The following is a 25,426-nucleotide window of genomic DNA, read 5'->3' on the forward strand; positions in this document are numbered from 1 at the left end:
ATTGAGAAGCTCCGCTTTTGCGGAGCTTTTTTGTGTATACAGGCATAAGAAAAGGCTCTCCTTTCGGAGAGCCTTTAACTATATTATGTTGTTTATTAAACGATGGTTATCTTGTAGGTGATATCCAGACCATGACATAGGTTATATGAGTAATAGCTTCCTGCATCGCCTGTGATATGTACGGTATATTCGCCTGCGGGGATCTCCTGGAAAGCATCGAATGATGTTATGCGCTTTTCACCTAATGAATAAACTTTTCCGTTTTTGTCAGTGAATGTGATCTGTGTTGGAGTTGTTTCATAATGAGCAGGTATTCCGCTTTTTGAATTATAAGTATGCTCGTCATCGCCATTTATGTGAGTACCGACAAACTCAATACCGTCCAACTCAAATTTTTCACCCTGCTTGTAGACAGTCTTTGTCGGATAAGAAACAACTTCTTTGAAGTTATAAGTTGGATGTGTGAGAGGACCATTGGTTGTAGTTGTAACATAAGTTGTTTTTGTTGAGAGAGTAGTAGTTATTGTAGTTGCTATCTCTGGCTGATAATTGTTATTGTTGTTTGATATTGGTTTTGGATCAAGACCAAGGAGTATACGCTGAATTTTAAGAGCATCGTTGGTAGTAAGTCCGTTGCCGTCCATATCAGCGAGATCCATACCGATTACTGTAATATGGTGTGAATCTGTACCATTGACACCATACTTATTAGGGCTTGCAAGAGCCTGCATAATAAGAACAATGTCAGCCATATCTAAATTGCCGTCGAAGTTTGCATCTCCCGATATTTTTTTGTCTGTTGCAGTTTTGTTGATAACAATGTCATAGATGATCTCGTTATCTTCGCGAGGATAAGCCATTGATAATATGTTAGGAATGATAGTTACGATATATTTACCTGCTAAAAGTGAAGTGAATTCTGTGCCGCTGTAGGTTTTATTATTTTCATCTCTAAGCTCAACATTACTTGGTAAAAGACCATACTCGTCAACTGTGTATGTATTCTTAAAGACTCCGCCGCCGTCAGGCTCTCCGAACCAAGGTGTAGATACAGAATAACTATAGGATAATCCTTTAAGATCAAGCTCTTCACCTTCGTTATAAACTGTTTTTGTTGGGTAAGAATTTACTGATTCAAGTTTATAGGTCGGAGACATAGTAACGGTATATGTTGGATTATAGACGTTTGGCTTTGTTTCAGTAATTATTGTCTGTGGAGTTGTGCTGATTGTAGTAACGGAAGGCTTTGCGTGTATTACTACATCAAATGAATTATCGTTAAATCCGTATAAAGCTTGTGGTGAGTCAGGATTATCATTTTTGTGATAGCAGTATATATTCTCGTTGATATTGATGTAATATGTACCGGCAGGAAGAGTTTTGAATGAGTTGCTTGGATATACTTTGTTTTTTTCATCTGTAATCGTATAATACTCAGGATCGATCTTTGCGATTTCAACATCATATTCAGAAGTTCTTCTGTCAAATCTTCCCTTGTTTGAACGAACATTGTAAGAATGAGTTACATGAACAATAAAACCGTCAAAGTCAAGCTCTTCACCTTGTGTATAGTCAATTCTTGTAGGAAAGCATTCAACATCCTGTACCTGATCCACACCTGTACCTGCCGGCATCCATATCTCAGGCTCTTCTGTAGTAGTAGTTGTTGTTGGTATGCAGTGGTTTGTGTCGGGAACAGTTGTGGTTATATAGATATCATTGTCTGTACCATGATTTTCGTTTGTGATCCAAACCGGTGTGGTTACTGTGGTTGTAGTTGTAGTAGTTGTTGTGTTATAGATGTTTACAGCGGTAGTTCCAAGGGTAATTATTTCTATATCAGTGATGATATCGTCGGGAGAAAATGTGACTTTTATAACGCTGTACTTACTGAGCATATTTACGATTGAAGCAATCTTAGGGTCGTATTCGTATCCTTCACTGTTTACGAAGTAGAGCTTTTTATTGTCTGCATGGTCGAAAGCACCTGCGGCTTCACGCTCTTGATTATACGGAGTTGTTACAGTAGTTGTTTTTATTTTAGTTGTTGAAACAATAGGAGTAGTTTTGGTTATTGAAGCAGCAGGGGTGACATCGATATCTTCTATAGATGTTATAAGAGCGCTGTAACCTTCTGTGATAGTGCAGTAGATAGCTACATAGTCGCCTTCTTCCATGGAATTGATAGCTGCAAGAGCACTTGATGAGATGCTGTATTTGTTGAAAGGGTAGCGAGAGCCGTCGTCCAGACAAATGACATCTCCATCAAGACGTTCAAAATAGCCTGTTATAGTTTTCTTGTAAGGTGTATGAGCGACCGAAGTAACACATGAAGTTGTGGTGGTCGAGCCGTAAGGCGCCGTGATGGCTGTTGAGGTAAAAGGCTGTGTAGATGTCGAATTTTGGGGGACAACACTATTTATCTGATATATCTTCTTGAAAGCATTAAATTCATAATCAAAGTTGATCTCGATATTGTCGCCTTTTTTTATGTCTTCCAGTTCTTCAAATGCAGAAGAAAAATAGTATTTGCCATTTTTAGTGAATGTTATTGAGTTGTTGTCAATGGCTTTGACCGTGTCTGTAAAGTAAGCATTCTGCTTATAATGAGCGCTTGGCGGTAATGTACCTCCCATACCGCTTACTCTACAGCTTGAACAAAGAACCATTCCAAGCTGTGTCATACAAACTTCATCTTCTGTTAGTTGCTTTCCGCAACCCTCACAGGTGTATGTTTTTACATTTTCGATCTCAATGTTTTCATTGAGATCAGCTGCATGAGCAACTAAGTCATTTGCAGTTTTAATTTGAGTTGGCTGATTTACAGTTGGCAGATAGGTAACTGATAGAGCAGCAGTCAGACCAATTGATAATAGTTTTTTGAAAAGCATAATGATACCTCCTTTGTAATATTTTCATGCTTTCTATAACTTAGACGAAGCTGAAATAAAAAACTCTCACCAAAAACAGAAATTTTTTTGAAATATTTTTTTGTTTTGCATATGTAGTAATTTAAATACTCTGTACGGTATATAAATATTAATAATAGAAAAAGCGATTATTGACCAATTGTGTTGGATTAATAATGAAAATAGTATAAAAAATCATCTAAGGAGCATTATTTGTCATTGTAAATATTGTTTTATGGAGATATAATATACACAGTAAGATATATATAAAGTGTACATATAGGTGCGCTTAACGGAGGATATTAAAATTTGGAGGGATCTGCTATGAAAAATAACACGCTCAAAAAAAGAGCAGCTTCTTTGGCAGCTGCTGCAATGATGGCTGTTACCGCAGCAGGAACTGTGGGAACGACAATGAATGTATTTCTTGGCGGAACAGTTTTGTCAGCAGCCGCAGCTGAAAGCAGCGTGAAGGTGCTCAGTTCTGTCGGCTACGGTGAAGGTGTGTATGCAACATGGTCATCGGTCGCAGGAGCTTCGGGCTATAATGTTTACGTTGACGGCACAAAGATAGACTCTATGCTCATCAGACAGTACAGCGGCTATATGAGAGCTGACGCTGTGGGCATCAAGGCAGGCAGCCATACTATTAAAATAGTACCCGTTATAAACGGCAGGGAAGACAGCTCTAAGGCTGCACAGGCAACGGCTACAGCCTATGCTCATGACAGAAGCGGCTTTGCTTTTGTGAACGGCAATGCCAACGGCGCATACAATGCGGACGGAACTCTCAAGAGCAATGCCATAGTAGTATATGTTACCAACTCCAACAAGGACAGCGTGACTGCAAACATTGACGCTACAGGCAAGGGTGCAGAAACTCTCACAGGTGTTCAGAACATCATTCTTGGCTACAAGAAGGGCAAGGAATCGCGTCCGCTCGACATCAGATTCATTGGCAATATCACAGACCCCTCCGTGCTCACAAAGGGCGACCTCATGGTGGACAGTGTTAAGGCAGGCTGTACTATCGAGGGTATAGGAAATGATGCAACTCTCAACGGTTTCGGACTTGTTTTGAAAAACTGTTCCAATGTTGAGGTGAGAAATCTCGGCTTCATGAACTGCAACAGCAATGAGGGCGATGACTGCGGACTTCAGCAGAAGAATGACCATATATGGGTGCATAACTGCGACTTCTTCTATGGTGATGCAGGCACTGACGCAGATCAGGTAAAGGGCGACGGAGCTCTTGATACCAAGACCTCTACATATATTACTCATTCGTACAATCATTTCTGGGACAACGGCAAGTGCAATCTTCAGGGCATGAAGTCCGAGTCCAAAGAAAATTACATAACATACCACCATAACTGGTATGACCACTCGGATTCACGCCACCCAAGAATAAGGACCTGTTCCGTACACTGCTACAACAACTACTTTGACGGCAATGCAAAGTATGGTGTAGGTGTAACAATGGAGGCTTCGTGCTTCGTTGAGAACAACTACTTCCGTAACTGCAAGTACCCGATGCTAATCTCCATGCAGGGCTCGGACAACATTACGGGCGGTACATTCTCGGGAGAATCAGGCGGCGTGATAAAGTCCTACGGCAACTATATGACAGGTCAGAAGGCGTATACAACGTATCAGGAGAACAGCACTGATTTTGATGCGTATGAAGCGTCTTCAAGAACCGAGAAGCTCAGCGCTGACGTAAAGTGCAAGAGCGGCGGTACTTCCTACAATAACTTTGATACATCGGCTGTGATGTACAGCTATACTCCCGATAAGGCAGCGGACGTTCCTGCTATCGTTACCGCTAAGGCAGGACGTGCAGACGGCGGAGACTTCAAGTTTGCCTTCAATAATTCCGTTGACGACGAGAGCTATGCTGTAAATCAGGCACTCAAATCCGCGCTTACTTCGTACAAGGGCTCGGTAGTCGCAATCGGAAGCGGATTCAAGGAGGATAATGCTCCTGCGCCCGTATCTACAACGTCTTCTGCTCCCGTTATTGTAACAACTACTACACAGAAGCCTGTTGTTACTGACATCACAACGACTACAACAGCTCCAAAGACAACAGATAAGACCGAGCCTGTTGTGACACCTGTAACAGGTGCAAATATCATCTTCGCTTCACCAAACGGCGGCGGTGACGGAAGAACTGCGGATTCGCCGACAGATGTCATTACTGCAATAAAGTCGGTCAAGGCAGGTGGAACTATTTACCTTCTTGGCGGCACATATAAATACAGTTCTCCCATAATGATCGAGGAGAGCGATTCGGGCAGCGCAGGTGCGTACAAGACCATCGTATCTTATCCCGGCGCTAAAGTGAAATTCGACTTCTCGGGAGAGAGCGTTGACGGTGCAAACCGCGGATTCGTCCTCGACGGTTCATACTGGCACTTCTACGGCTTCGAGATAGCAAATGCAGGCGATAACGGTATGCTGCTCTCAGGCGATAACAACATCATTGAAATGATGGTATTCGACCATAATCAGGACACAGGCTTGCAGATATCGAGATATAACAGCTCCTACAACAATGTGTCCCAGTGGCCTTCAAACAACCTGATAAAGAACTGCACGTCCTATGATAACTGCGATGATGCAACAATGGAGAACGCTGACGGATTCGCTGCAAAGCTTACCTGCGGCGAAGGAAATGTTTTCGACGGCTGTATGGCTTACAATAACTCCGATGACGGCTGGGATCTCTATGCAAAGGAAGCAACAGGTCCTATAGGCAAGGTAACTATAAAGAACTGTATCGCGTTCCGCAATGGCTTCACCGATGAAGGCAAGGGCTACGGAGACTGCGACGGAAACGGCTTCAAGCTTGGCGGCGGCGGAGTTGGTACACGCCATTATGTTGAGAACTGTCTCGCCTTTGAGAATCTCAACTGCGGCTTCACAGACAATAACAACCCTAAGTTCGGCGATATGAAGAACTGCACCGCTTACAATAACGGTATCGGCGGCAAGGGCAAGGCAAACTATATGGTATACCGCTGCGATACTTCTGCAACGTTCAGCGGCATGATGTCGTATATCAATACAGGCAAGGTGTCAAAGACCAATGCGGCAGGCATTAAAGTCTCAAATGACAAGTTCGTGGGAAGTATGGCAAATTCCATTTATTACAACAGTAAGTATTACTATGCAAAGTCAAATACGACTATGACAAACGGCGCTAAGCTGGGCGATATCATTACTCCTGCCGACAGCGACTTCATCTCGCTGAGTGTACCTGCTATGGGAACAGATTTCCATACAGCTTGGAGAAACAGTGACGGCTCGCCAAAGCCTGTAGGATTTGCCGAGACAGCTTCAGGCAGCTCATACAAGAGTATCGGCTACCATATGAACGGTGGAGTTTCACAGGCTGCTACTCCCGATCCGTATGCAGCAGGAACAACTCCTGCACAAACGACAACTACCACAACTACAGCAGCAACTACTACAACGACTGCTACAGCTCCAAAGACAAACGGCGTGGCAGGTGACGCAAACGATGACGGCAGTGTAGATATGGCAGATGTGGTTCTGATAATGCAGTCTCTTGCTAACCCGAATAAGTATCAGCTCACAGAAGAAGCAAGAGTAAACGCAGACGTAAACGAACGCGGAAATGGTATAACAGTATCAGATGCGCTCTCTATCCAGAGATATCTCTTAGGTCTCGTGGCAGCTCTCCCTGAGTCGTAAGACTTGGGATCCTCTCTATATAATCATGTCAGGAAAGGAGCCAACATTTATCCATGGTTCCTTTTTTGATTATTTAAGTAAACAACTTAAATAATCACAGTTTTTTTACATATAATGAAAAGCAAAATACTTGACATAGGGCTTAAACGATAGTATAATACAATTAAAGAATTGTTGGCCACACCAACAAGAAGGAGGATATTAAACATGAATGGCAAGCTTAAAAAGAAAATTGCGCTTGCTGCTGCGGGAGTTATGGCAGCGGTACAGTGCGGTTCAACAGGGCTTTTCACTTCTGTTGCAGCAGGAGAGGACACGGCTGCTACGAAGTTCCCCTACGTGATCGAAGGCGAGAGCATGGAAGGGGCAGACCTGTGGACATCTATCTATCAGACAGAGATACCCGGATTTTCGGGAGAGGGATTTTTCTATCTGACAGCTAAACCCGCATCTTTTGAGGTAACAGTTCCCGAGGACGGTATGTATTCCATTACTGTACGCGGTGCGCAGATAATCAACGAGGGCGGCAGACAGCAGGCTGTCAAGATCAATGGCGTGAAGTATACAACACAGGCAGCATATTCCGATAAGTGGATAGATTATGATTTCGGAATGGTTCGCATGAACAAGGGCGTGAATACCATTGAATTTATCAGTGAATACGGATATATGGCGATAGACACGGTAACTGTCAGCAAGGCAGTATTCCCCGATCTTTCCAAAGCAAGCGGCACGACAGTCGATAAGGACGCAACTCCTGAGACAAAGGCACTGATGTCGTACCTCAAGAGCGTTTACGGAAAGAATATCCTTTCAGGACAGCAGGAGATATACGGCGGCGGTCACGCTGTTGAAACAACGATCAGATATGACGCAAATGCAAATAAGTGCGTGGATCAGAATGGCAATGAATACGTCATCGACGAGGAAAGCTGGGACAAGACAGAGCAGGGCGAGAAGTTCCCGTGGCACTGTACAGGTCCTGACGGACAGGTATATACCTACAGCACCCAGAACCGCAATTACACATATAACGACTATAATTACGAAGTAAGATACCTCAAGGAACTCACAGGCGAGGAGCCTGCTATCCGCGGATTCGACTTCGGAAGCTACTGCCCATGTTATGCATGGGACGACGGCGTTGCACAGCGTATGATAGACTGGGCTAAGAACAAGAACGGTATATGTACAGCTTCATGGCACGTAAATGTACCTACTACAAAGGCTTCATATACTCTCGGCGAGCCTCTTGACTTCGGTCTGACAACATACACCGAGCGTACAGATTTCGTTACTGCTAACTGCATGGTCAAGGGCACGATGGAGTATGACTATTTCCAGCTCTGCATGAAGAACCTTGCAGCCGAGCTGAAAAAACTTCAGGACGCAGGAGTTCCTGTTATATTCCGTCCTTTCCACGAGGCTGAGGGAAATCCGAGCCGTACCGATGATCCTATCGACGGTTCGGGAGCGTGGTTCTGGTGGTCTAAGGAAGGCGCAGTAGTATACAATAAGCTCTGGGCATTCTTACAGGATACTCTCACAAACGAGTACGGGCTTCACAACCTCATCTGGGAGCAGAACCTCTATGCATGGTCTGATAATTCGGCTAAGTGGTACTCAGGCGATGACAGAGTTGATATCGTAGGCTTTGATAAGTACAACTGTCAGTACAACCGCCACGACGGCAAGCAGCAGGGCGTTCCGAATGAAGATGCTGAGGCAGGCATTTTCTACACTCTCAACAAGTTTGTAAAGGGCAATAAAATGGTATCCATGCCTGAGAACGACTCTATCCCAGGACTTAGAAATATGCAGATAGAACACGCATACTGGCTGTACTTCTGTCCGTGGTACGACTCGGAGCAGGCACACTTCCTCTGCGGCAAGGAGTATCAGGATCCCGATGCGTTAAAGGCTCTCTATAACAGCGATTTCTGCATTACACTCTCAGAGCTTCCGAAGGACCTTTACAAGGGCAGTAGCGAGCCTTCAAGCTCATTAAAGGTAACTAAGTACGGTGATGCAAACTGCGATAATGGCGTTGATATGTCTGATGTAGTTCTTATCATGCAGTCTCTTGCAAATCCTAACAAGTACGGCATAAGCGGTACAGAAGATACACACATTACAGAGCAGGGACAGCTCAACGCAGACGTTGACGTAAGCATCAAGGGCGTGACATCAGGTGATGCACTCCGCATACAGGAATTCCTCCTCGGTAAAATCAAAACACTCGATCCCTCATCGAAATAATTGACAGGCAAATATAATAATAGAAGCCCGAAAGCGATCTTACGATCGGTTTCGGGCTGTTTTTTATTGTTCATCTTTATTATTTTGGGATTTTATTTTGTAAATGCATGATATTGTTATGGCTAAATACCATGGTGACCAAAGCAGATAGAGGATAATACCATCAAAGGCATCCATTGCTTTCATTTCATTCGGATCAGTGTCGTTTGAAAGATAGTAATGAAGTATCAATAAAATGATCGTATTGATGAGAAAACAAGCAGTATATACTTTGTGCGATGAAACTTTTTTGAAAATTAATTTAGCAGGAAAATATAGTAAAAACTGTATTGATAACGGCGGCATGATGATAAATATTACACCAATACTATTTTTTAGTGTTTCTGACATTTTAGCAGCACTACACTTTAAATTTTGATTTATATAGCCGCGAAAGCCTGTTTCAGGGTGCTTACGGGAATGATGTCAATATCATAATCCTTAGGGTCAATAGACGACATTGACTGCTTTGGCACGATGCATTTTGTGAAGCCCATGCGCTCTGCCTCGCGTATACGCTGAACTATATGCGATACCGAGCGTATCTCGCCGCCCAGACCTATCTCACCGAAGGCTATGAGCTGCTCGTCTATCTGCTTGTCCATGACACCAGAGTAAAGAGCCATTGCCACAGGCAGGTCGCCTGCGGGCTCGTCAAGTCTGAAACCACCGACGATATTGAGGTAAACGTCGAGTGTCCCCATGAATATGCCCAGCCTTTTTTCCAGAACAGCAATGATGATATTGAGCCTGTTAAAGTCGAATCCCGTAGCCATACGCCTCGGAGCGGCATAGCTGGTCTTAGCAGCAAGAGCCTGCACCTCTGCGAGGATAGGTCTGCTGCCTTCCATAACGCAGGCAACGCAAGTTCCCGACACGTTATGTGGACGACCTGCAAGGAGCATCTGTGAGGGATTTGACACCTCACGCAGTCCTTTGTCCAGCATCTCGAACACGCCTATCTCATTGGTCGAGCCGAAACGGTTCTTGACAGCGCGGAGTATGCGGTAGCTCTGGTGGCGTTCGCCCTCGAAGTAGAGCACCGCGTCCACGATATGTTCCATGACCTTAGGACCTGCGATAGCGCCGTCCTTGTTGACATGACCCACTATGATAATGGGTATTTCCTGATTTTTAGCCGTGTGCATGAAAAGATTGGTACACTCCCTGACTTGAGTAAGGCTTCCCGGGCTGGAGGTTATACGGCTTATGCTCATGGTCTGTATAGAGTCAATTATAGCTATATCAGGTGCACTGGAAGCTATTGTCTGAGCGATCGCCTCTGCGTCTGTAGCAGTGAGCAGGTACAGATTTTCGGTATCAACTCCCAGTCTCTGAGCACGGAGCTTTATCTGTCTCGCGGATTCTTCTCCCGAAACGTAGAGTACCGAGTGGTCTTCACCGAGAAACTGGCATATCTGTAGGAGTATTGTGCTCTTGCCGATACCAGGTTCACCGCCGAGAAGAACAAGAGAGCCTTTCACAAGACCTCCGCCGAGGACCCTGTTCAGCTCTCCGATGCCTGTATCATAGCGGACATCATTGTCAGCACCAATATCCTCAAGTTCGAGGATATTGTCCGAGAGGTCGGGGGCAGAGCTGCTGCCCGATGACGAGCGTCCAACAGTGGGAGAGCTGTCGGCGATATCCTCCTCGAAGCTGTTCCAAGCTCCGCAGGAAGGGCATTTGCCGTTCCATTTGGAGCTTTCGTATCCGCATTGATTACAGGTGTAAATATATTTTGATTTAGCCATTTTTTACCTCATTGGCAAATACTTTTTCTATAGTTTCTTTGTTGAGAGAGAATTTCCTTCCGCACCTCATAGTGCTGTCGGAAACCGTGAAATTGCTGATATCAGCACCTGCGAGAGACCAGCACTGTACTGAGCCGTAAAAATCGGCAGCATAGAATATCTTTGAGCTTATATCGAACATGATGCCGCCGTCTGCGTCACAGCTTGTTTCGAGTTCCTTTACTCCCTCCTCGTCGAGATAGAGGATTCGTGTGACGGAGTCGTTGAGCATACCTGTTGAGACAACCACTTCAGGGATACCGTTGAGGTCAAGGTCAACGAGCTCAAATGCAGCTTCAATAAAGTCATTTGTTTCCATTACTGCCTCTACGCGCTCTTTAAAGAGCTGCTTCTGCTGGTCGGTGAGCACCTGATCCCATGTTTCGCTGTAATGGACTGCGTAGTCTATAGCTCCGTCGCCGAAGGAATACTTCCTGCCTGTTTTGAATGAATCCGCATCTCTGTAGGGCTGGAGTATTTCCTCGAATTTGACCAGAGTAACATTTTCGTTATTTACTTCATACTGTATGGTGACTCCTGCGGAGGCGCTGTTCGCATTGGTGTAAAAGCTTACAGCGGAATTGAAGGTGCCTTCCTCGTATACAAGGTATTCGCCTATGTTGAAGCCGTCACCCTCGTATGAGTAGCCGATAGCGTTCATTGACGGGATAAAATCGAATGTGCCGTAAGAACCCGTGATGCCGATCTGATCCAGACCGCCGTTGAACAGCCTGTATATCTCGCACTGAGCGGATACATCATCAGACGGGGAAATGATGAGTTCGGGGATATCATCACCTGTAAGGTCGATGATATCGAATCTTGATGTATCTTTGAAGCTCTCTGAGCTTTTGAATTCCTTGAGCTTTTTCTCGTAAGCTTCCTGCCAGTCAAGCTTTATGTCCTGAGGAGCTGCTTTGGTATCGAGCAGACTGACTTCCACAGGCTCAGCTTTCTGTGTTTTTTCGCAGCCTGCAAAAGAGGAGCATACTGCTGCAAAAAGGATAATTGATATTGCTTTCTTTAATATCACTTTGATTGCCTCCTGAAAATGTATACAATAATTGTACCACTTTTGACGAACTCTGTCAATTAATATATTATTACAAGTTTTATGCAAATAAGACTGAAAAATATACACATTTCAAAGGCTTCGGCGATCGTGGATCATATTTTCAGTTCCCAGTAGTATTTCCTGTTTGCAGCCGGAAAATCCGAGAGTACGCCGTGTTCGGGGTCGTAGAATGTGCCTTCGCAGAACAGTGACCAGTGCCAGCAGCGCGGAGTTTCGAGACTGAGCAGACAGAGCGGCGGAAGCTCCTCTCTGCTTGTTGCCTGTATACGGGTATCCGATATAAATACTCCGTGTTCGCGGAATGTGCGCTTCATTTCTTTAAGGTCTGTTTCGCGGTCATTGCCGAGAAAACTGCATATATACTCGGGAGTTTTGCCCAGCACCATAGCGAGCACAGCCTGTCCGCACTGGAGGTCGGTAGGCTCGTGGATATATTCGATATTCATTGTATCACCTCATAAATATTTTACCATATTTAAGAAATGGTGTAAAGATGCTTTTTATGGTAAAAAATCCACCTATAAGTTAGAAATAGGGGTTGTATTTGGGCAGATTCTACGCTATAATACCAGTATAGGGGATAAAACATCAAACAAGCAGACGGATAATATATATAATTTGCACATAAAGTGCCTGCCCGTTTGCTTTATAAAGGAGGAATACTAATGAGGGATAACTTGATCAAACGAACAGTGGGTATGGCAGCAGCTTTAAGTGTCGTTTTGCAGCCGTCTGTACGACCGGCACCGAGTCGTTTTGCCGCAGATGCAGCCTTTAATTACTCCAATGCGGACGTTGCAAATCAGGGCAGTGCTGATGGAAAAGCCGTAATAAAAGGCACAAATGCTTCTGTAATCTATGACAGTTCGCTAAAGTCGAATGTGCTTGACCTGCATGGTGACAGCTTCGGCAGCGGCTGGCTTCAACTGCCTTCTGATATGTTTGGCAAAGAATGTGACAATGGTTTCAGTTTTTCATTTAAGTTCAGACTTGACAGCGATGCAGAAAATTACACGCGATTATTCCAGTTTTCACCTGTACCTTTTGGGGCAGGAGCGGCTCCGAGCTATTCCTCGCCTGATATATCCCTGGATCTGAAGGATAAAAAGGCTTACAGAACAAGTATATTTGTAGGCAAGGGGACAACTACGGAAAATGACGACAAGCACAGGGCTATATTCGACCTGAATACAGCTCCCGACAGCGGAAAGTGGCATGAATTCACAGCCGTTTATTCATCGGTCGGAGTTCGGTTCTATATGGATAAGCAGCTCCTCTCAACGGGCGATGCGGATACGCTTTCAGATACCATGAAAAGCCTGTTCGGTGAAGGTGTACTACCGTCGTATGTATATAATTCCATAGGTCATTCGGTATACTCCGACAATGACGTAAGAGCTTGTATAGACGACGTGATGATGTACGGGTATGCACTCAGTGCATCTCAGGTGACTGAGCTTCCCGATGATGCACTTTACCGCTATACTTTCGAGCCCGATACCGTTACCGAGGGCGAGGCTGTCCCCGAGGAGGAGAACAGTACGGCGCATGACGGTACTCTGCTTACGAGTATTCCCGAGTATGAAACAGTTTCTCCCGACGGCACTCTTATCACAAAGTTCTGGAAGGACGCTCGCGGAAGTTATTACTATTCAGTACATAAGCTGAGCAGCGGTACTCTGAGTATGGTGATACAGCCTTCAAAGCTGGGACTTGTTACCACTACGGAAGACCTGTCGTCAGGCTTTTCGCAGACAGCTCCTGCGGCTGTCACAGTGGAGCATGACGAGACCTACAGTATGCCATACGGCAAGCACAGCAAGATACGGGACAACTACAAGGAGATATCGTTCCCACTTAAAAAGGGCAATTCTACGCTTACAGTCTATTTCCGTGTGTATGACGACGGTATGGGCTTCAGATACGCCCTCGACCACGGCGCTTCCATAAAAGAGGAGATCAGTCAGGTGATGTTCCCTGCAAAGAGCAAGTTCTGGGGCAACTGGCCCAATGCTACATACGAATGGGACATGGTGGAGCTGCCCAAAGACAGGGCAAACGAGACCAATGCTACCTATTCATGCCCGTATACAGGAGTTATCAATGATAAATTCTGGGTAACTGTTACAGAAGCGGGAGTTTTCAACGAGGATACTCCCTACTGTGCAGGTTCTCTCCAGTTCGTGGGCGATTACCACAGTCTGCGCTTTAAGGGTGGTGTGAAGGTAAGCTCTATCAAAATGAACAGCGCCTTCCATACTCCGTGGCGAGCTGTAGTTATCGGCGATTCCCTCGACCGAATGTCCTCCAGCGACCTTATACTCAACCTCAATCCACCTTCAGTCATTGAGGATACCAGCTGGATAAAGCCAGGCAAGACTGCATGGTCATGGTGGAGCAGCGGCGGCGATTCGCCTGTTGAGTACCATACCCAGAAGGACTACATCGACTTTGCGGCTGACAACGGCTGGGACTTCGTATGTCTCGACTTCGGCTGGGCGCTCTGGGATGACAGTGCCGCAAATGTCAAGGAGCTTTGCGACTATGCGTCCGCAAAGGGCGTTGGCATTTACCTCTGGTACGGCGTAAACAATAAGGGACACTCAGGCTACAAGGACAGCAAGGGAAACCCTGCATATCCCTATTATTCACTGCTTGACGAGGCTACTATAGTCCGAGAATTCGAGCGCATAAGAGGTCTCGGAGTAAGCGGCGTCAAGGTCGATTATTACGAAAGTGATACTCAGGAGACCATGAAGCAGATGAATCTATGTGCGAAGATAGCAGCAGAAAATCACCTCATGGTGCTTTTCCACGGCTGTACTATCCCACGCGGCGAGAGCAGAACCTACCCGAATATCGTTTCCTTTGAAGCTATAAACGGAAGCGAGTACTATAAGTGGTTTGAAGCTCCCGCGCTTGCAAACAGAGTATCCTATACATTCACAAGAAATGTTGTGGGTTCGGCAGACTTTACTCCTACAGGCATACCGATATACGGCATAAAGGCAACAGCAGGCTTTGCTATTGCGGACGTTGTTACTATAGAATCCGGTATACAGCATTTTGCACACTCGGTATATACTTATCAGGGCAACAAGGCTCTGCCTTTCCTCAATGACGTTCCCGTAGCATGGGACGATATGAAGGTACTTGACGGTTATCCTATGCAGTTCAATGTTACCGCAAGAAGAAGCGGAAGCAGCTGGTATGTGGGAGCTTCGACAATAAGCGCCAGAACAGTGAACATCAGGCTTTCGGACATTATCAGTGACGACGGAACATATACCGCTTATATCTTCGGCGACAACAAGAACGGCAGCGAGATAGAGGTAACAGTTCTTGATGATCTTACAAAGGACAGCATTATCAAGCGCGATCTCCTTGCAAACGGCGGTTTTGCCATGAAGATAACCAAGGGCGGCATGAAGCTCACAACTCCTTACAGCAATTACAAGTTCTACGAAGCTGAGAATGCGAAGCTTTCGGGACAGGCAAAAGTAACATCGGGCAAGGAAGGCAAGTACAGCTCGGGAAATGCCTATGTAGGCTATGTTGGCGGAAACTCAAATAACTATGTAACATTTGAGAATGTCAATGTTGAAAAAGCAGGTGAGTACACTCTGCGCATATACTATGTATCGGGCGAGAGAAGAAGTCTCAGCGTGGACGTGAACGGCGTAAATGCAGGCAGACTTGACGGTCTTTACGCTAACAAGAACGACTGGTCGGGTATTGCGGCTGCTGATACAAAGGTGAGCCTGAAGGCAGGAAATAATACCGTAAAGCTTTACAACAACAGCGGCTATGGTCCGTCTATTGACAGAATAGCTGTTGTTATCCCGAATGAAGATGTTATCGGCGATGTAAATCTTGACGGAAAGTTCAATGTTGCCGATCTTCTGCTCATGCAGAAATATCTGCTCGGTGCAGAGAGCTTCAACAAGAAGCAGGCTGAAATGGCTGATATCAATAACGACGGAAATATCGACGTATTCGATCTCATACGTTTCCGCAAGGCGATAATCTCAGAATAACACAAGAAAGCTCCCGATGATTCGGGAGCTTTTTCCTTTATATTTACTGTTTTTCGGAAGGTTCTATGTGGACTGCTATTGCATTATACAGGTCGGGGTGAGACCTCTTGATACGTACAGGTTTCATATTTTTGTCCGTGAAGCAGTGTCTTGAAGTACCTTCAGCACATATATCCCCATTTGTGTTTGTGACCTTGTATGAAAGATTAAGTGTTGCGCCGTTGAATTTTTCGCCTCTGATCTCAACGTGGAACGTCTCATTGAAAGCAAGCGGATGCTTGTATTTGCAGTCCAGTTCAAGTGTAGGCATATAAAGTCCCATTCCCTCGATTACATCGAATGGCATACCTGCTTTGTCCAAATAATAGATACGCGCTTCTTCAAAAACTCTGATATAGTTGGAGTGATGCATTACTCCCATCTGGTCGGTCTCGTAATAGTAGACCTTTCTTTCATATGGTGTGATCTTGCTCAAAAAAATCTTCCTTTCCGCTTGAAAATGTGATATAATATACTTGCATAGCAAGATATTAGCTTTGGAGGTAAGATATGAAGCTGAAAAAATTGTTAGGTAATGCGCTGAGTTCAAATGCTGCGTTTGTCATACTTTTGTTATTGCAGATATTATTTCTTACAATGGCTGTATTCAGCCTTGGAGAGCGTTTTGTATTTGTGTACTTTGCGCTCATCGTGCTTGACATAGTTCTTATAGTGTATATCACAAATAAGAATGAGCCTATATCCTATCGTGTCGCATGGATAATAATCATAAGTATCTTTCCCATACTTGGCGGTGTGTCATATCTGTTCCTCAAAATGACGCAGCAGTTCCCGAAATCTCTCGATATACGAAATCAGGAGCGCACAAAGGAGCTGCTTTTGCAGGACAGTTCAGTCATGGCTGAGCTGGGTAGAAAATGTCCCGATTCTCTGAATCTTGCCAGATATGTGAACGATTACGGACTGTATCCTGTTTACAGAAGCTGCTATGCGGAGTATTTTCCCATTGGCGAAGAACAGTTTGAGAGACTGCTTTCCGAGATCGAAAAAGCCGAGAAATTTGTGTTCCTCGAATTTTTCATCATTACCGATGGGTATATGTTCGGCAAAATATCGGAGCTTCTTATAAGGAAGGCAAAGTCGGGCGTTGACGTGCGGCTCATGTATGACGGCATCGGCACAGGTATGCTCAACTCGGTCAAGCCGTTCAGAAATCTTGAAAAGAACGGTGTGAAATGCAAGGTGTTCAATCCGTTCAGACCCATGATATCTTCCGTTCAGAATAACCGTGACCACCGCAAGATAGTCATTATCGACGGTCATACCGCTTTCAACGGCGGAACGAATCTTGCGGACGAATATATAAACCGCAAGGAACGTTTCGGGCACTGGAAGGACACGGCTGTCATGATAAGCGGTCAGGCTGTCTGGAACTATACCGTGATGTTTTTGCAGCTTTGGGAAAACACGGATATCAGCGAAGTGCTGAGGTTTCAGCCTGTGATACCGCGTTCGATGCAGATAGTGGCACCGAACGGCTTTATACAGCCTTTTTCGGATTCTCCCCTTGATGAAGAGCCTGTGGGCAAACGTGTCTACCTTGAGCTTATAAACAATGCCAGAGAATACGTATGTATAACCACGCCCTATCTGATACTTGACGAAGAAATGATAAATGCATTGGGATTTGCTGCCAAAAAAGGAGTAGATGTAAGGATAATCACACCGCATATCCCCGATAAATGGTATGTTCACATGATCGCATGGAACAATTACGCTATACTCTCTTCAATGGGAGTAAGGATATACGAGTACACTCCGGGCTTTATCCATGCCAAGACCTGTGTTGCCGACGGCAGGACTGCTGTTGTGGGAACGATCAATTTCGATTACAGAAGCTTTTATCTTCATTTTGAGTGCGGTACCGTACTTTACGAATGTCCTGTCATCAGTGATATCATCAAGGACTTCGAGAAAACAGCTGCGGTATCTCATCTTGTTACTGTTGAGGAGTGCAATGAACGTTCACTGACAAAAAAGATAGCAGGAGCGATACTGAATATGTTCGCGCCGCTTCTCTGAATACTGAAAATAATAAAGCGGGCTTGTCCGAATGTATGATATACTTGTAAAAAAGTATACTATTACAGATAAGTCCGCTGTTTTATATCCATATTCATTTTGTATTCCCCCGTAAAAACATATCCGCAGTGAAAATGACCACCGTACATTTATTATATCATAATAGTAAATATTTTGCAAGAGGGTTATATAATTTTTGTATAACTCAAAAAAATCAGCCGACAAAAAGCTGTCGGCTGATATATGAGAGGAATTTTATTGATATACTTATTCTGTGATCTCTTCAACTCTTACGTTGGAGATGTAAACAGTTGCTGTTGAGCCTCTGTGACCCATGTTGAATTCAAGTCGTCCGTTGTTGTCGTCCTTATCCTTCATCTCAAACTCATAGGTGAAGGAATGTTTTTCCGGAGTGAGGGTGAGTTTAGTGTCCTGTAAGTAGCGTATCCAACCTGCTGAAGGAGCTGATACACAAACGATTATCTCGCGCTCCTCATCTGAATATGCATCAAATGAAACGCGGTACTTTTTGCCCTTTATCATTGGCAGATCAGGCTGTACGAGCTGTACGGAATAATCCACGGTGCCTTCATTTTCGGAGGTGATAACGATCATGTTATCCTTGATCTCGGCATAGCCTTCACCGTCGTTGAAAAGCAGGAACTTCCAGTTAACGTCATCGGTCAGGTCTTCTGCTTCGGAGAAGTCGCCGTTGAAGATGAAGTTGCCGTCTTCGAGAGCCTGACGGTACTGCTTTTCGGGTTTCTTTACATTTGTGTCATATTCGGGCTTCTGATAAATTCTTACATAGTCTATCTCGAATTCAGCCTTGTCGAAGTCTGTGGAAGCATCGGGATCTTTCGGCCAATCGCCGCCGACTGCAAGGTTCATCTGAACGAAGAACGGCTGATCGAACGGAGCAGGGTAGGGCTTTTCGTCCTCGCCCTGAACAGCTGTGAACCAGTCATTTGCGGTATGGTAGAGGTTTCCGTCGATGTACCAGCGGATCTCGCCCGGTTCCCACTCAACGGAATACTCATGGAAGCTGTCGGCGTAAGAGGAATTAGTCAGTGCCCATGTTCCCTGAGTTTCGGCGTGAGGTTCGCCGTAGTGCAGAGTGCCGTAAGCGGTCTTAACGTCGTTGCCGAGGACCTCCATAATATCTATTTCACCGCACTTAGGCCATTCGCCGTAGTGTTCCTGTACCTGCGGCATCATCCAGATAGCCGGCCAGAGTCCCTTGCCTTCGGGGACTTTAGCGCTTGCAACGATCTTGCCGTATGTGAAATCGGTCTTATTCTGACCTGTTACTTTGCCTGATGTGTAGTAATCTTTGCCGTTCTTTTCGGACTTGACAGCCTTGATGACAAGTTTTCCGTCGCGGAGAAATACATTATCGGTAGAAGTTGTGTACTCCTGTAATTCATTGTTTGTCCAGCCCGGCTCATGGGGTTCGTAGTTCCATTTTGATTCATCAAGAACGCCGCCTGTGAATTCGTCGCTCCAGAGAAGCTCATAGCCGTCAAGCTGAGGTGTTACAACAGGAGCTTCGGTAGCAGGCTGGTTAGTGGCTTCCTGAGTTGCAGCAGGTTTTGTGTCGGTATCATCTTTATTTTTGTCTGAGCAGCTTACCGAACAGATCAGCATTGAGAGAGCTGCCGCAAGTGATAACAGTTGTTTTTTGTTCATAGCTATTTCCTCCTGATAGTATGGGGGTATGTGCCCTTATGACATTATTATAACTTTTTATGCAGATTTTTGATATCAATATTAGGGGATTTATAGCAAATTGATGACATAACAAAGCCGCACTCAGTACTAACCGTAAAGAGTGCGGCTGTATAAATATTTCAGCAGTATCCGTGATCGCAAATGATCCAGCCTGTGTCGCCTTTTGTGCGGCAGAGTATCCATTTGAAGTCGCTGTACATACTGTTATGTGCCCATGAGTCGTTGTCGGTGTAGAATACAGGCAGCGGATTTACGAAAAAGTCAGAGGAAAGCACCATGAATTCGAGGTCTTTTGCATATCCTTCATCGCTGCGTGATCTTGATTCCTGCTGCGATTCGGTATCGCCTGCATAGCGCAGTTCACGCAGGTCACAGCATTCAAAATATGGGAAATACTCTTTTACGCACTCCGCGGCATCATTGTAGTCCTGAACGCTGAACATTTCCGATACAGCAGGCTTTACAACGGTGTTTCCGACAGTTCCTGCGGGCAGACCCCGTTCCATATGTCTGATGTACATTGATGAAATAACTGCGGCTGATATTGAGAGTATTCCTGTGACTGATAAAATGATATGATGTTTCTTCATGGTCTGCTCCTTTCTGTGCGGTCATCTTATATAACACATATTACCATTTTGATGTGACATATGTGTGACTTTAAAATGACAAAAGTGTCATTTTTCCGAAGGAGCTTTCTTAGAGAGCATAACGTTCGTGAGAATACCCAGGATAAGGGCAGCTGCTACCTCAGTTATGGTGACTGAGCTGAAGCTTATGCTCAGACCGCCTATACCTGCGATGAGGATAACAGAAGCGGTAAAGAGATTGCGGTTGTCGTCGAGATCGACTTCCTTGAGCATCTTTAGTCCCGAGACAGCAATGAAGCCGTAAAGTGCGATACATACTCCGCCCATGACGCAGGCAGGTATCGAATCAATGAATGCAACGAATGGCGTGAAGAAAGAGGAGAGTATACAGCCTATTGCAGCAGCAATGATAGTGACTATTGATGCGTTCTTTGTTATTGCAACACAGCCAACGGATTCTCCGTATGTGGTATTCGGGCAGCCGCCGAAAAATGCTCCTGCGATAGAGCCGATACCGTCGCCCATGAGTGTAGCGGAAAGTCCCGGGTCTGTGAGAAGGTCACGCTCGATGACTGAGCTGAGGTTCTTGTGGTCTGCAACGTGTTCTGCGAAGCATACCAGTGCTACAGGGACATATGCAACGATTATCATAAGAAGATACGAAGCAGTCAGCTCGCCTGTGCCCTTTATGGCTTTAAGGAAAACAAGATCGGGAACGCTTATAAAGGTCTTCAGAGAAACTCCGCCGTCGAACATATAGCTCTCAAATACGGAAAAATCAATTATCTTCAGGCTGTCTATACCTGCTGCATTGCCTATGAGCGTCATTATCGAAGCACAGCCGTAGCCTGCGATTATGCCGATAACGAATGGGAGCAGCTTCATCATTTTTTTGCCGTATGTTGAGCAGAGCATTACAACTGCGAGAGTCACAAGACCGCATATCATAGCGGCGTATGGTGACGCTGCCATAACGGATTCACCTGCGGAGTTGATCGTCTTAACGTCGCCTGTCTGAAAGTCTCCGACTGCATTGCCTGCAAGTGAAAGACCGATTATTGCTACAGTTGGTCCTATTACCACAGGAGGCATGAGCTTGTTGAGCCAGCCTACTCCCACTTTTTTTACGATCGCTGCGATAAGGACGTAGATAAGTCCTGCTGCAAATGCTCCTATGATAAGACCGAGCATTCCCAGCTCCATAGACACGCCTCCTGCAAAAGCTGCGCTCATTGAGCCGATGAAAGCAAAGGAAGAACCAAGAAATACAGGGCTTTTCCTGCGGGTGAACATGATATACACGAGAGTGCCCACGCCTGCGCCGAACATTGCTGCTGCGGAGGACATACCGTTGCCGATGATAACCGGAACAGCTATGGTCGCAGCGAGGATCGCAAGCATCTGCTGGAGCGCGAATATCACCAGCTGTCCGCCTTTTGGTCTGTCTTGAACGTCAAAGATAAGTTTCATTGTTTTACCTCCTGAAAAAATGTGGAAAAATGCATATTATTGATATTATATCATAGTAAAAGCGGTTTTTCAATAAAAAATCAGCGTGTTGCCATATGTAAAAAAGATAGGGAGATATGTATTTTTATGTTGCATATAGGTAATATTTTGAAAAGGGTATTGACAAATGTTATATCATGCTGTATAATGTCATCATGACCTTATCAAGAGCGGCTGAGGTAACAGGACCTTTGAAGCCGCAGCAACCCGACCGAAATGTGTCGAAGGTGCTAATTCCTGCGGTTTATCCGAAAGATGAGGGTGGTTATGTTACCAAAGCTTCTCGGATATGAGGAGCTTTTATTTATTTTCAGGAGGTATTTTTAATGAGCAAATGTTTTTTTACATCAGAATCAGTAACAGAAGGACATCCGGATAAGATCTGTGATCAGATCTCAGATGCAGTACTTGACGCAATACTCGAACAGGACAAGCTCGGTCGTGTTGCCTGCGAAACCTGCGTTACAACAGGTATGGTGCTTTGTATGGGCGAGATCACTACTTCAGCTGATATAGACATTCCAAAGATAGCTCGTCAGGTAGTTATCGACATCGGTTACGACAGAGCCAAGTACGGCTTTGACGGACACACTTGCGCTGTTCTTACATCAATAGACGAGCAGTCTCCTGATATCGCAATGGGTGTAAATGAAGCATTTGAGTACAGAGAAGAAAACGGCGAGTCTGACGGGCTCTCAAACGGTGCAGGAGATCAGGGTATCATGTTCGGTTATGCCTGCAACGAGACTCCTGAGCTCATGCCTCTTCCGATCTCACTTGCACACAAGCTCTCACTGAAGCTTACAGAGGTGCGCAAGGACGGCACTCTCCGTTATCTCCGTCCTGACGGAAAGTCACAGGTAACTATCGAGTATGATGACGGCAAGCCTGTAAGAGTTGACGCTGTTGTTGTTTCCTCACAGCACTCTGCTGATATCTCACTTGAGCAGCTCCGCAAGGACATCGAGGAGTACGTTATCAAGGCAGTTATCCCTGCTGAGCTCATGGACGGGAATACAAAGATTTTCATTAATCCTACAGGACGCTTCGTTGTAGGCGGACCTCAGGGCGACAGCGGTCTTACAGGTCGTAAGATCATTGTTGATACATACGGCGGATACTCACGTCACGGCGGCGGAGCTTTCAGCGGCAAGGATCCGACGAAGGTTGACAGAAGTGCTGCTTATGCTGCTCGTTACATCGCAAAGAACATCGTTGCAGCAGGTCTTGCTGACAAGTGCGAGGTACAGCTTTCTTACGCGATCGGTGTAGCTAAGCCGATTTCTATCCTTGTTGATACATTCGGCACAGGCAAGGTATCTGAGGATAAGCTCTCAGAGGCTGTATCAAAGGTATTCGATCTTCGTCCTACAGCTATTATCGAGATGCTCAATCTCAGAAAGCCTCAGTACAGACAGCTTGCAGCTTACGGTCATATGGGCCGTGAGGAGCTGGGTGTTGCGTGGGAGAAGACTGACAGAGTTGAAGCTCTCAAGGCAGCTGTATTATAATGGCTGATAAAAGGGATTATTGCGAGTTAAGATTCACGAATGCGATCATGATCGATATCTTTGGAAGATATGCTACCAACTCGGAAATGGCTGAGATAGTGGATAAAGACGGCTCTGTAAAGATCAATTTCAGAATGTCGGAGGGACCTCTCGAACTTCCTGATAACTGTGAACAGGTGCTTAGTCTCATGTATGCGCTTTTTGAGTGCAATCCGCATATGACTATAGGCCGTATTTATACGGAAAATCAGCAGGCTATACTCCGCGAAACTGTTTACAGGATCTCAAGCGTCCTTGACAGCTTCAGCGACGTGGAACTGATACTGCATTCGTTCAGTTCTGACAGCGGTGAGCCTTCAAAAGTGACCGAAACATTGAAAAAGGTCGTTATGAAAAGAGAAACTAAAACAGTAAGTATTACCGAATGATTAAAAAAGCCCGCAAGTGATGGTATGTTATCACTTTCGGGCTTTTTATGTTTGTATATCAGAATATAGTGTATCCGTCAGGAAGCATCTGCGAAAATTCAGGAAGGAGTCCGCTCTCACGCAGCGAAATGGCATCATTGCTGCCGACTATGATATGGTCGGCAAGGACAGCTCCGAGCTTTGAAAATTCTTCGATGATGTTCTTCGTGAACAGCAGGTCGCTGTCACTGGGGTCAGATGAGCCAAATGTGTGATTATGCGCTATAAAGAATACAGTGCAGGAGCTTTTAATGACGAGCTCTGCGATGCTTCGATAAGATGCGGCAGCACGGTCAGCAGAGCCGAATGCAATGGATACGGTCTTTTCAATGCGGAAACGCTTGTTGACAGCTGTCATTATAAGTTGTTCGCTGGCTGCGCCGATAAAGTAGCTGGAAAAGTATTCCTTAGCGGCACTTGCTGAATTAAGGGTATGTATCCTGAAGCGCTCCATGTATAAAGTGCGGCTTACTGTGGGGATAAGTCTTAGCAGCACCGCCGCCTGTTGATTAATTCCTGTTTCCTTCATAAGCAGCTGCGGATCTGCGTCTGCGAGGGCGTTTACAGAGCCATAAACACTGAGCAGTTCCTCTGCAAGTGATTCGCAGTCCTTACAGCCTGAGTATGACAGCAGTAGCTCAAGGCGTTCCTGCTCGGTGAGCGCGGAAAGACCGAGCTCTGAATATTTTTCACGAAGCTGCTTTGAACGCAGCTTTTTATTTTCATCAGTCATATTTTTCAAAAAGCAAATGCGCCTTTTTCGCGCATAGAGAAGCAATTTCCGCTGCCGAAGATGATACAGTCCGAAAAGCCGATACCGATAGCCGAAAGCAGCTTTGCGAGAGTGTGTGCCAGCAGGTAGTCGTTATCGTCCGGTAGCGGTATGCCGTTTCCGTGATTTATGCCTGCGCAGACCTTAGAAGCACTGCTCCTTAAAAGCATGGAGGCAAGCTCCTTTTGTGATATGATGCCATTACAGATATCGGCAGCAGGAAGCGTCACTGTGTCTGCGAGTTCGGATCGCGGACCGAGACAGAGCAGAATACATAGCTTTGCATCAGAGCCGCAGAACTTTTGCGAGAGAAAATCGTAAAGCTGCTCCTGTGTCGAAAGCGTGTCGAAGTTGTTGACGCGGCGGAGGTAATCCAGTCCGAAGTCATGCATCATTTTTAGAAAAAGGGCACCGCCGCTGCCCACTCCTTTAACATCACGCAGTTCATCGCGTTCGGCTGTGAGGACTTTGCTGAGCGAGCCGAATCTGTCGACAAGAGCGTGGGAGATGTTGTTAGTATTAACGACAGGACGGGGATAGAAAAGCATAAGTTCCAGCAGTTCATGTTCGTAAAGACGGTCGAACTCGGAATTCAGAAAACGCTGTCTGAAACGTTCTCTGTGACCTGCATGAGGGTTTTTGCCGTTCATGTTGACAGCCTCCTTTCCATCTTTGCCGTTGTTTCGCTGCCAAGCTGTAGTTACGGACGTTTGGGCTTATTCAGCTCTTTAACATTTGTCCTTCCAAGTATATAATCTACCGAAACTCCGTAAAAGTCGGCAAGTATCAGCAGATGTTCAACGGGTATGGTCTGAAATCCGCGTTCATAGCGAGAGTATACGGTCTGACTTGTGTGCAGCAGTTCTGCAATTTGCGATTGGTTCATATCTTTGTCTTCGTGCAGATCTGGCGCTCCCTGCAAAACTTGCAGG

General features: G+C 45.4%; 17 protein-coding genes and 1 riboswitch. Of the genes, 6 read left to right on the forward strand and 11 right to left on the reverse strand.

Annotation, left to right across the window (positions count from 1 at the left end; genetic code table 11):
* Window positions 1-95 precede the first annotated feature (95 nt).
* Window positions 96-2,891, reverse strand: coding sequence for a dockerin type I repeat-containing protein (locus K6G33_RS12345; RefSeq protein WP_296779935.1), 2,796 nt, complete (start codon window positions 2,889-2,891; stop codon window positions 96-98).
* A 342-nt stretch (window positions 2,892-3,233) separates the two neighbouring features.
* On the opposite strand from K6G33_RS12345, the gene K6G33_RS12350 reads away from it, so the two are divergent.
* Both K6G33_RS12350 and K6G33_RS12355 read left to right on the forward strand, forming a co-directional pair.
* Window positions 3,234-6,629 (forward strand): right-handed parallel beta-helix repeat-containing protein, encoded by a 3,396-nt coding sequence (locus tag K6G33_RS12350; protein WP_296779937.1) that lies wholly within the window; start codon window positions 3,234-3,236, stop codon window positions 6,627-6,629.
* 207 nt (window positions 6,630-6,836) lie between these two features.
* Complete coding sequence (locus K6G33_RS12355) at window positions 6,837-8,888, forward strand: glycosyl hydrolase (protein ID WP_296779940.1); 2,052 nt, start codon at window positions 6,837-6,839, stop codon at window positions 8,886-8,888.
* Window positions 8,889-9,307: 419 nt separating this feature from the next.
* On the opposite strand, the gene radA is transcribed toward K6G33_RS12355, so the two are convergent.
* The 3 genes from radA to K6G33_RS12370 form a co-directional block, all read right to left on the reverse strand.
* Entirely contained in the window at window positions 9,308-10,681 is a 1,374-nt protein-coding gene (gene radA / locus K6G33_RS12360) for a DNA repair protein RadA (RefSeq protein ID WP_296779943.1), read from the reverse strand.
* Window positions 10,674-11,753, reverse strand: coding sequence for a hypothetical protein (locus K6G33_RS12365; protein WP_296779945.1), 1,080 nt, complete (start codon window positions 11,751-11,753; stop codon window positions 10,674-10,676). Before K6G33_RS12365 ends, radA begins: the two co-directional genes overlap by 8 nt.
* A 134-nt stretch (window positions 11,754-11,887) precedes the next feature.
* A complete protein-coding gene (locus tag K6G33_RS12370) occupies window positions 11,888-12,241 on the reverse strand; it encodes a hypothetical protein (RefSeq protein WP_296779947.1) in 354 nt (117 codons plus the stop codon).
* Window positions 12,242-12,460: 219 nt separating this feature from the next.
* On the opposite strand from K6G33_RS12370, the gene K6G33_RS12375 reads away from it, so the two are divergent.
* Complete coding sequence (locus K6G33_RS12375) at window positions 12,461-15,832, forward strand: glycoside hydrolase family 97 catalytic domain-containing protein (RefSeq protein ID WP_296779950.1); 3,372 nt, start codon at window positions 12,461-12,463, stop codon at window positions 15,830-15,832.
* Window positions 15,833-15,875: 43 nt separating this feature from the next.
* On the opposite strand, the gene K6G33_RS12380 is transcribed toward K6G33_RS12375, so the two are convergent.
* Window positions 15,876-16,307 carry a thioesterase family protein gene (locus tag K6G33_RS12380; RefSeq protein WP_296779953.1) on the reverse strand — a complete coding sequence of 144 codons (432 nt, stop codon included), beginning with the start codon at window positions 16,305-16,307 and terminating at the stop codon, window positions 15,876-15,878.
* 74 nt (window positions 16,308-16,381) lie between these two features.
* On the opposite strand from K6G33_RS12380, the gene cls reads away from it, so the two are divergent.
* The gene (cls, locus tag K6G33_RS12385; RefSeq protein WP_296779956.1) at window positions 16,382-17,914 is read left to right on the forward strand and encodes a cardiolipin synthase; all 1,533 of its coding nucleotides are present in this window, start codon (window positions 16,382-16,384) and stop codon (window positions 17,912-17,914) included.
* Between the two features lie 267 nt (window positions 17,915-18,181).
* Here the strand turns inward: cls and K6G33_RS12390 are convergent, their stop codons facing one another.
* The 3 genes from K6G33_RS12390 to K6G33_RS12400 all read right to left on the reverse strand — a co-directional run bounded on the left by K6G33_RS12390 (window position 18,182) and on the right by K6G33_RS12400 (window position 21,705).
* Entirely contained in the window at window positions 18,182-19,603 is a 1,422-nt protein-coding gene (locus K6G33_RS12390) for a family 16 glycosylhydrolase (protein WP_296779959.1), read from the reverse strand.
* Window positions 19,604-19,764: 161 nt separating this feature from the next.
* A complete protein-coding gene (locus tag K6G33_RS12395; RefSeq protein ID WP_296779962.1) occupies window positions 19,765-20,235 on the reverse strand; it encodes a hypothetical protein in 471 nt (156 codons plus the stop codon).
* Between the two features lie 87 nt (window positions 20,236-20,322).
* Window positions 20,323-21,705 (reverse strand): solute carrier family 23 protein, encoded by a 1,383-nt coding sequence (locus K6G33_RS12400; protein ID WP_296779964.1) that lies wholly within the window; start codon window positions 21,703-21,705, stop codon window positions 20,323-20,325.
* 197 nt (window positions 21,706-21,902) lie between these two features.
* A riboswitch (SAM riboswitch) is annotated at window positions 21,903-22,006 on the forward strand.
* Window positions 22,007-22,070: 64 nt separating this feature from the next.
* Here K6G33_RS12400 and metK point away from each other — a divergent pair.
* Window positions 22,071-23,255: a methionine adenosyltransferase gene (metK, locus tag K6G33_RS12405; RefSeq protein WP_296779967.1), complete on the forward strand. Its 1,185-nt coding sequence runs from the start codon at window positions 22,071-22,073 to the stop codon at window positions 23,253-23,255.
* A complete protein-coding gene (locus tag K6G33_RS12410) occupies window positions 23,255-23,683 on the forward strand; it encodes a hypothetical protein (RefSeq protein ID WP_296779970.1) in 429 nt (142 codons plus the stop codon). Before metK ends, K6G33_RS12410 begins: the two co-directional genes overlap by 1 nt.
* A 58-nt stretch (window positions 23,684-23,741) precedes the next feature.
* Here the strand turns inward: K6G33_RS12410 and K6G33_RS12415 are convergent, their stop codons facing one another.
* From K6G33_RS12415 to K6G33_RS12425, 3 genes are read right to left on the reverse strand one after another with little or no spacing between them, the layout of a single operon-like run.
* Window positions 23,742-24,455, reverse strand: coding sequence for a JAB domain-containing protein (locus K6G33_RS12415; protein ID WP_296780005.1), 714 nt, complete (start codon window positions 24,453-24,455; stop codon window positions 23,742-23,744).
* A gap of 5 nt (window positions 24,456-24,460) precedes the next feature.
* Complete coding sequence (locus K6G33_RS12420) at window positions 24,461-25,144, reverse strand: JAB domain-containing protein (RefSeq protein WP_296779971.1); 684 nt, start codon at window positions 25,142-25,144, stop codon at window positions 24,461-24,463.
* 50 nt (window positions 25,145-25,194) lie between these two features.
* On the reverse strand, window positions 25,195-25,380 hold the full coding sequence (locus K6G33_RS12425) for a helix-turn-helix transcriptional regulator (RefSeq protein WP_296779973.1): 186 nt from the start codon (window positions 25,378-25,380) through the stop codon (window positions 25,195-25,197).
* Window positions 25,381-25,426: the final 46 nt, after the last annotated feature.

The organism is Ruminococcus sp., from assembly GCF_024691275.1.
Taxonomy (GTDB): domain Bacteria; phylum Bacillota; class Clostridia; order Oscillospirales; family Ruminococcaceae; genus Ruminococcus.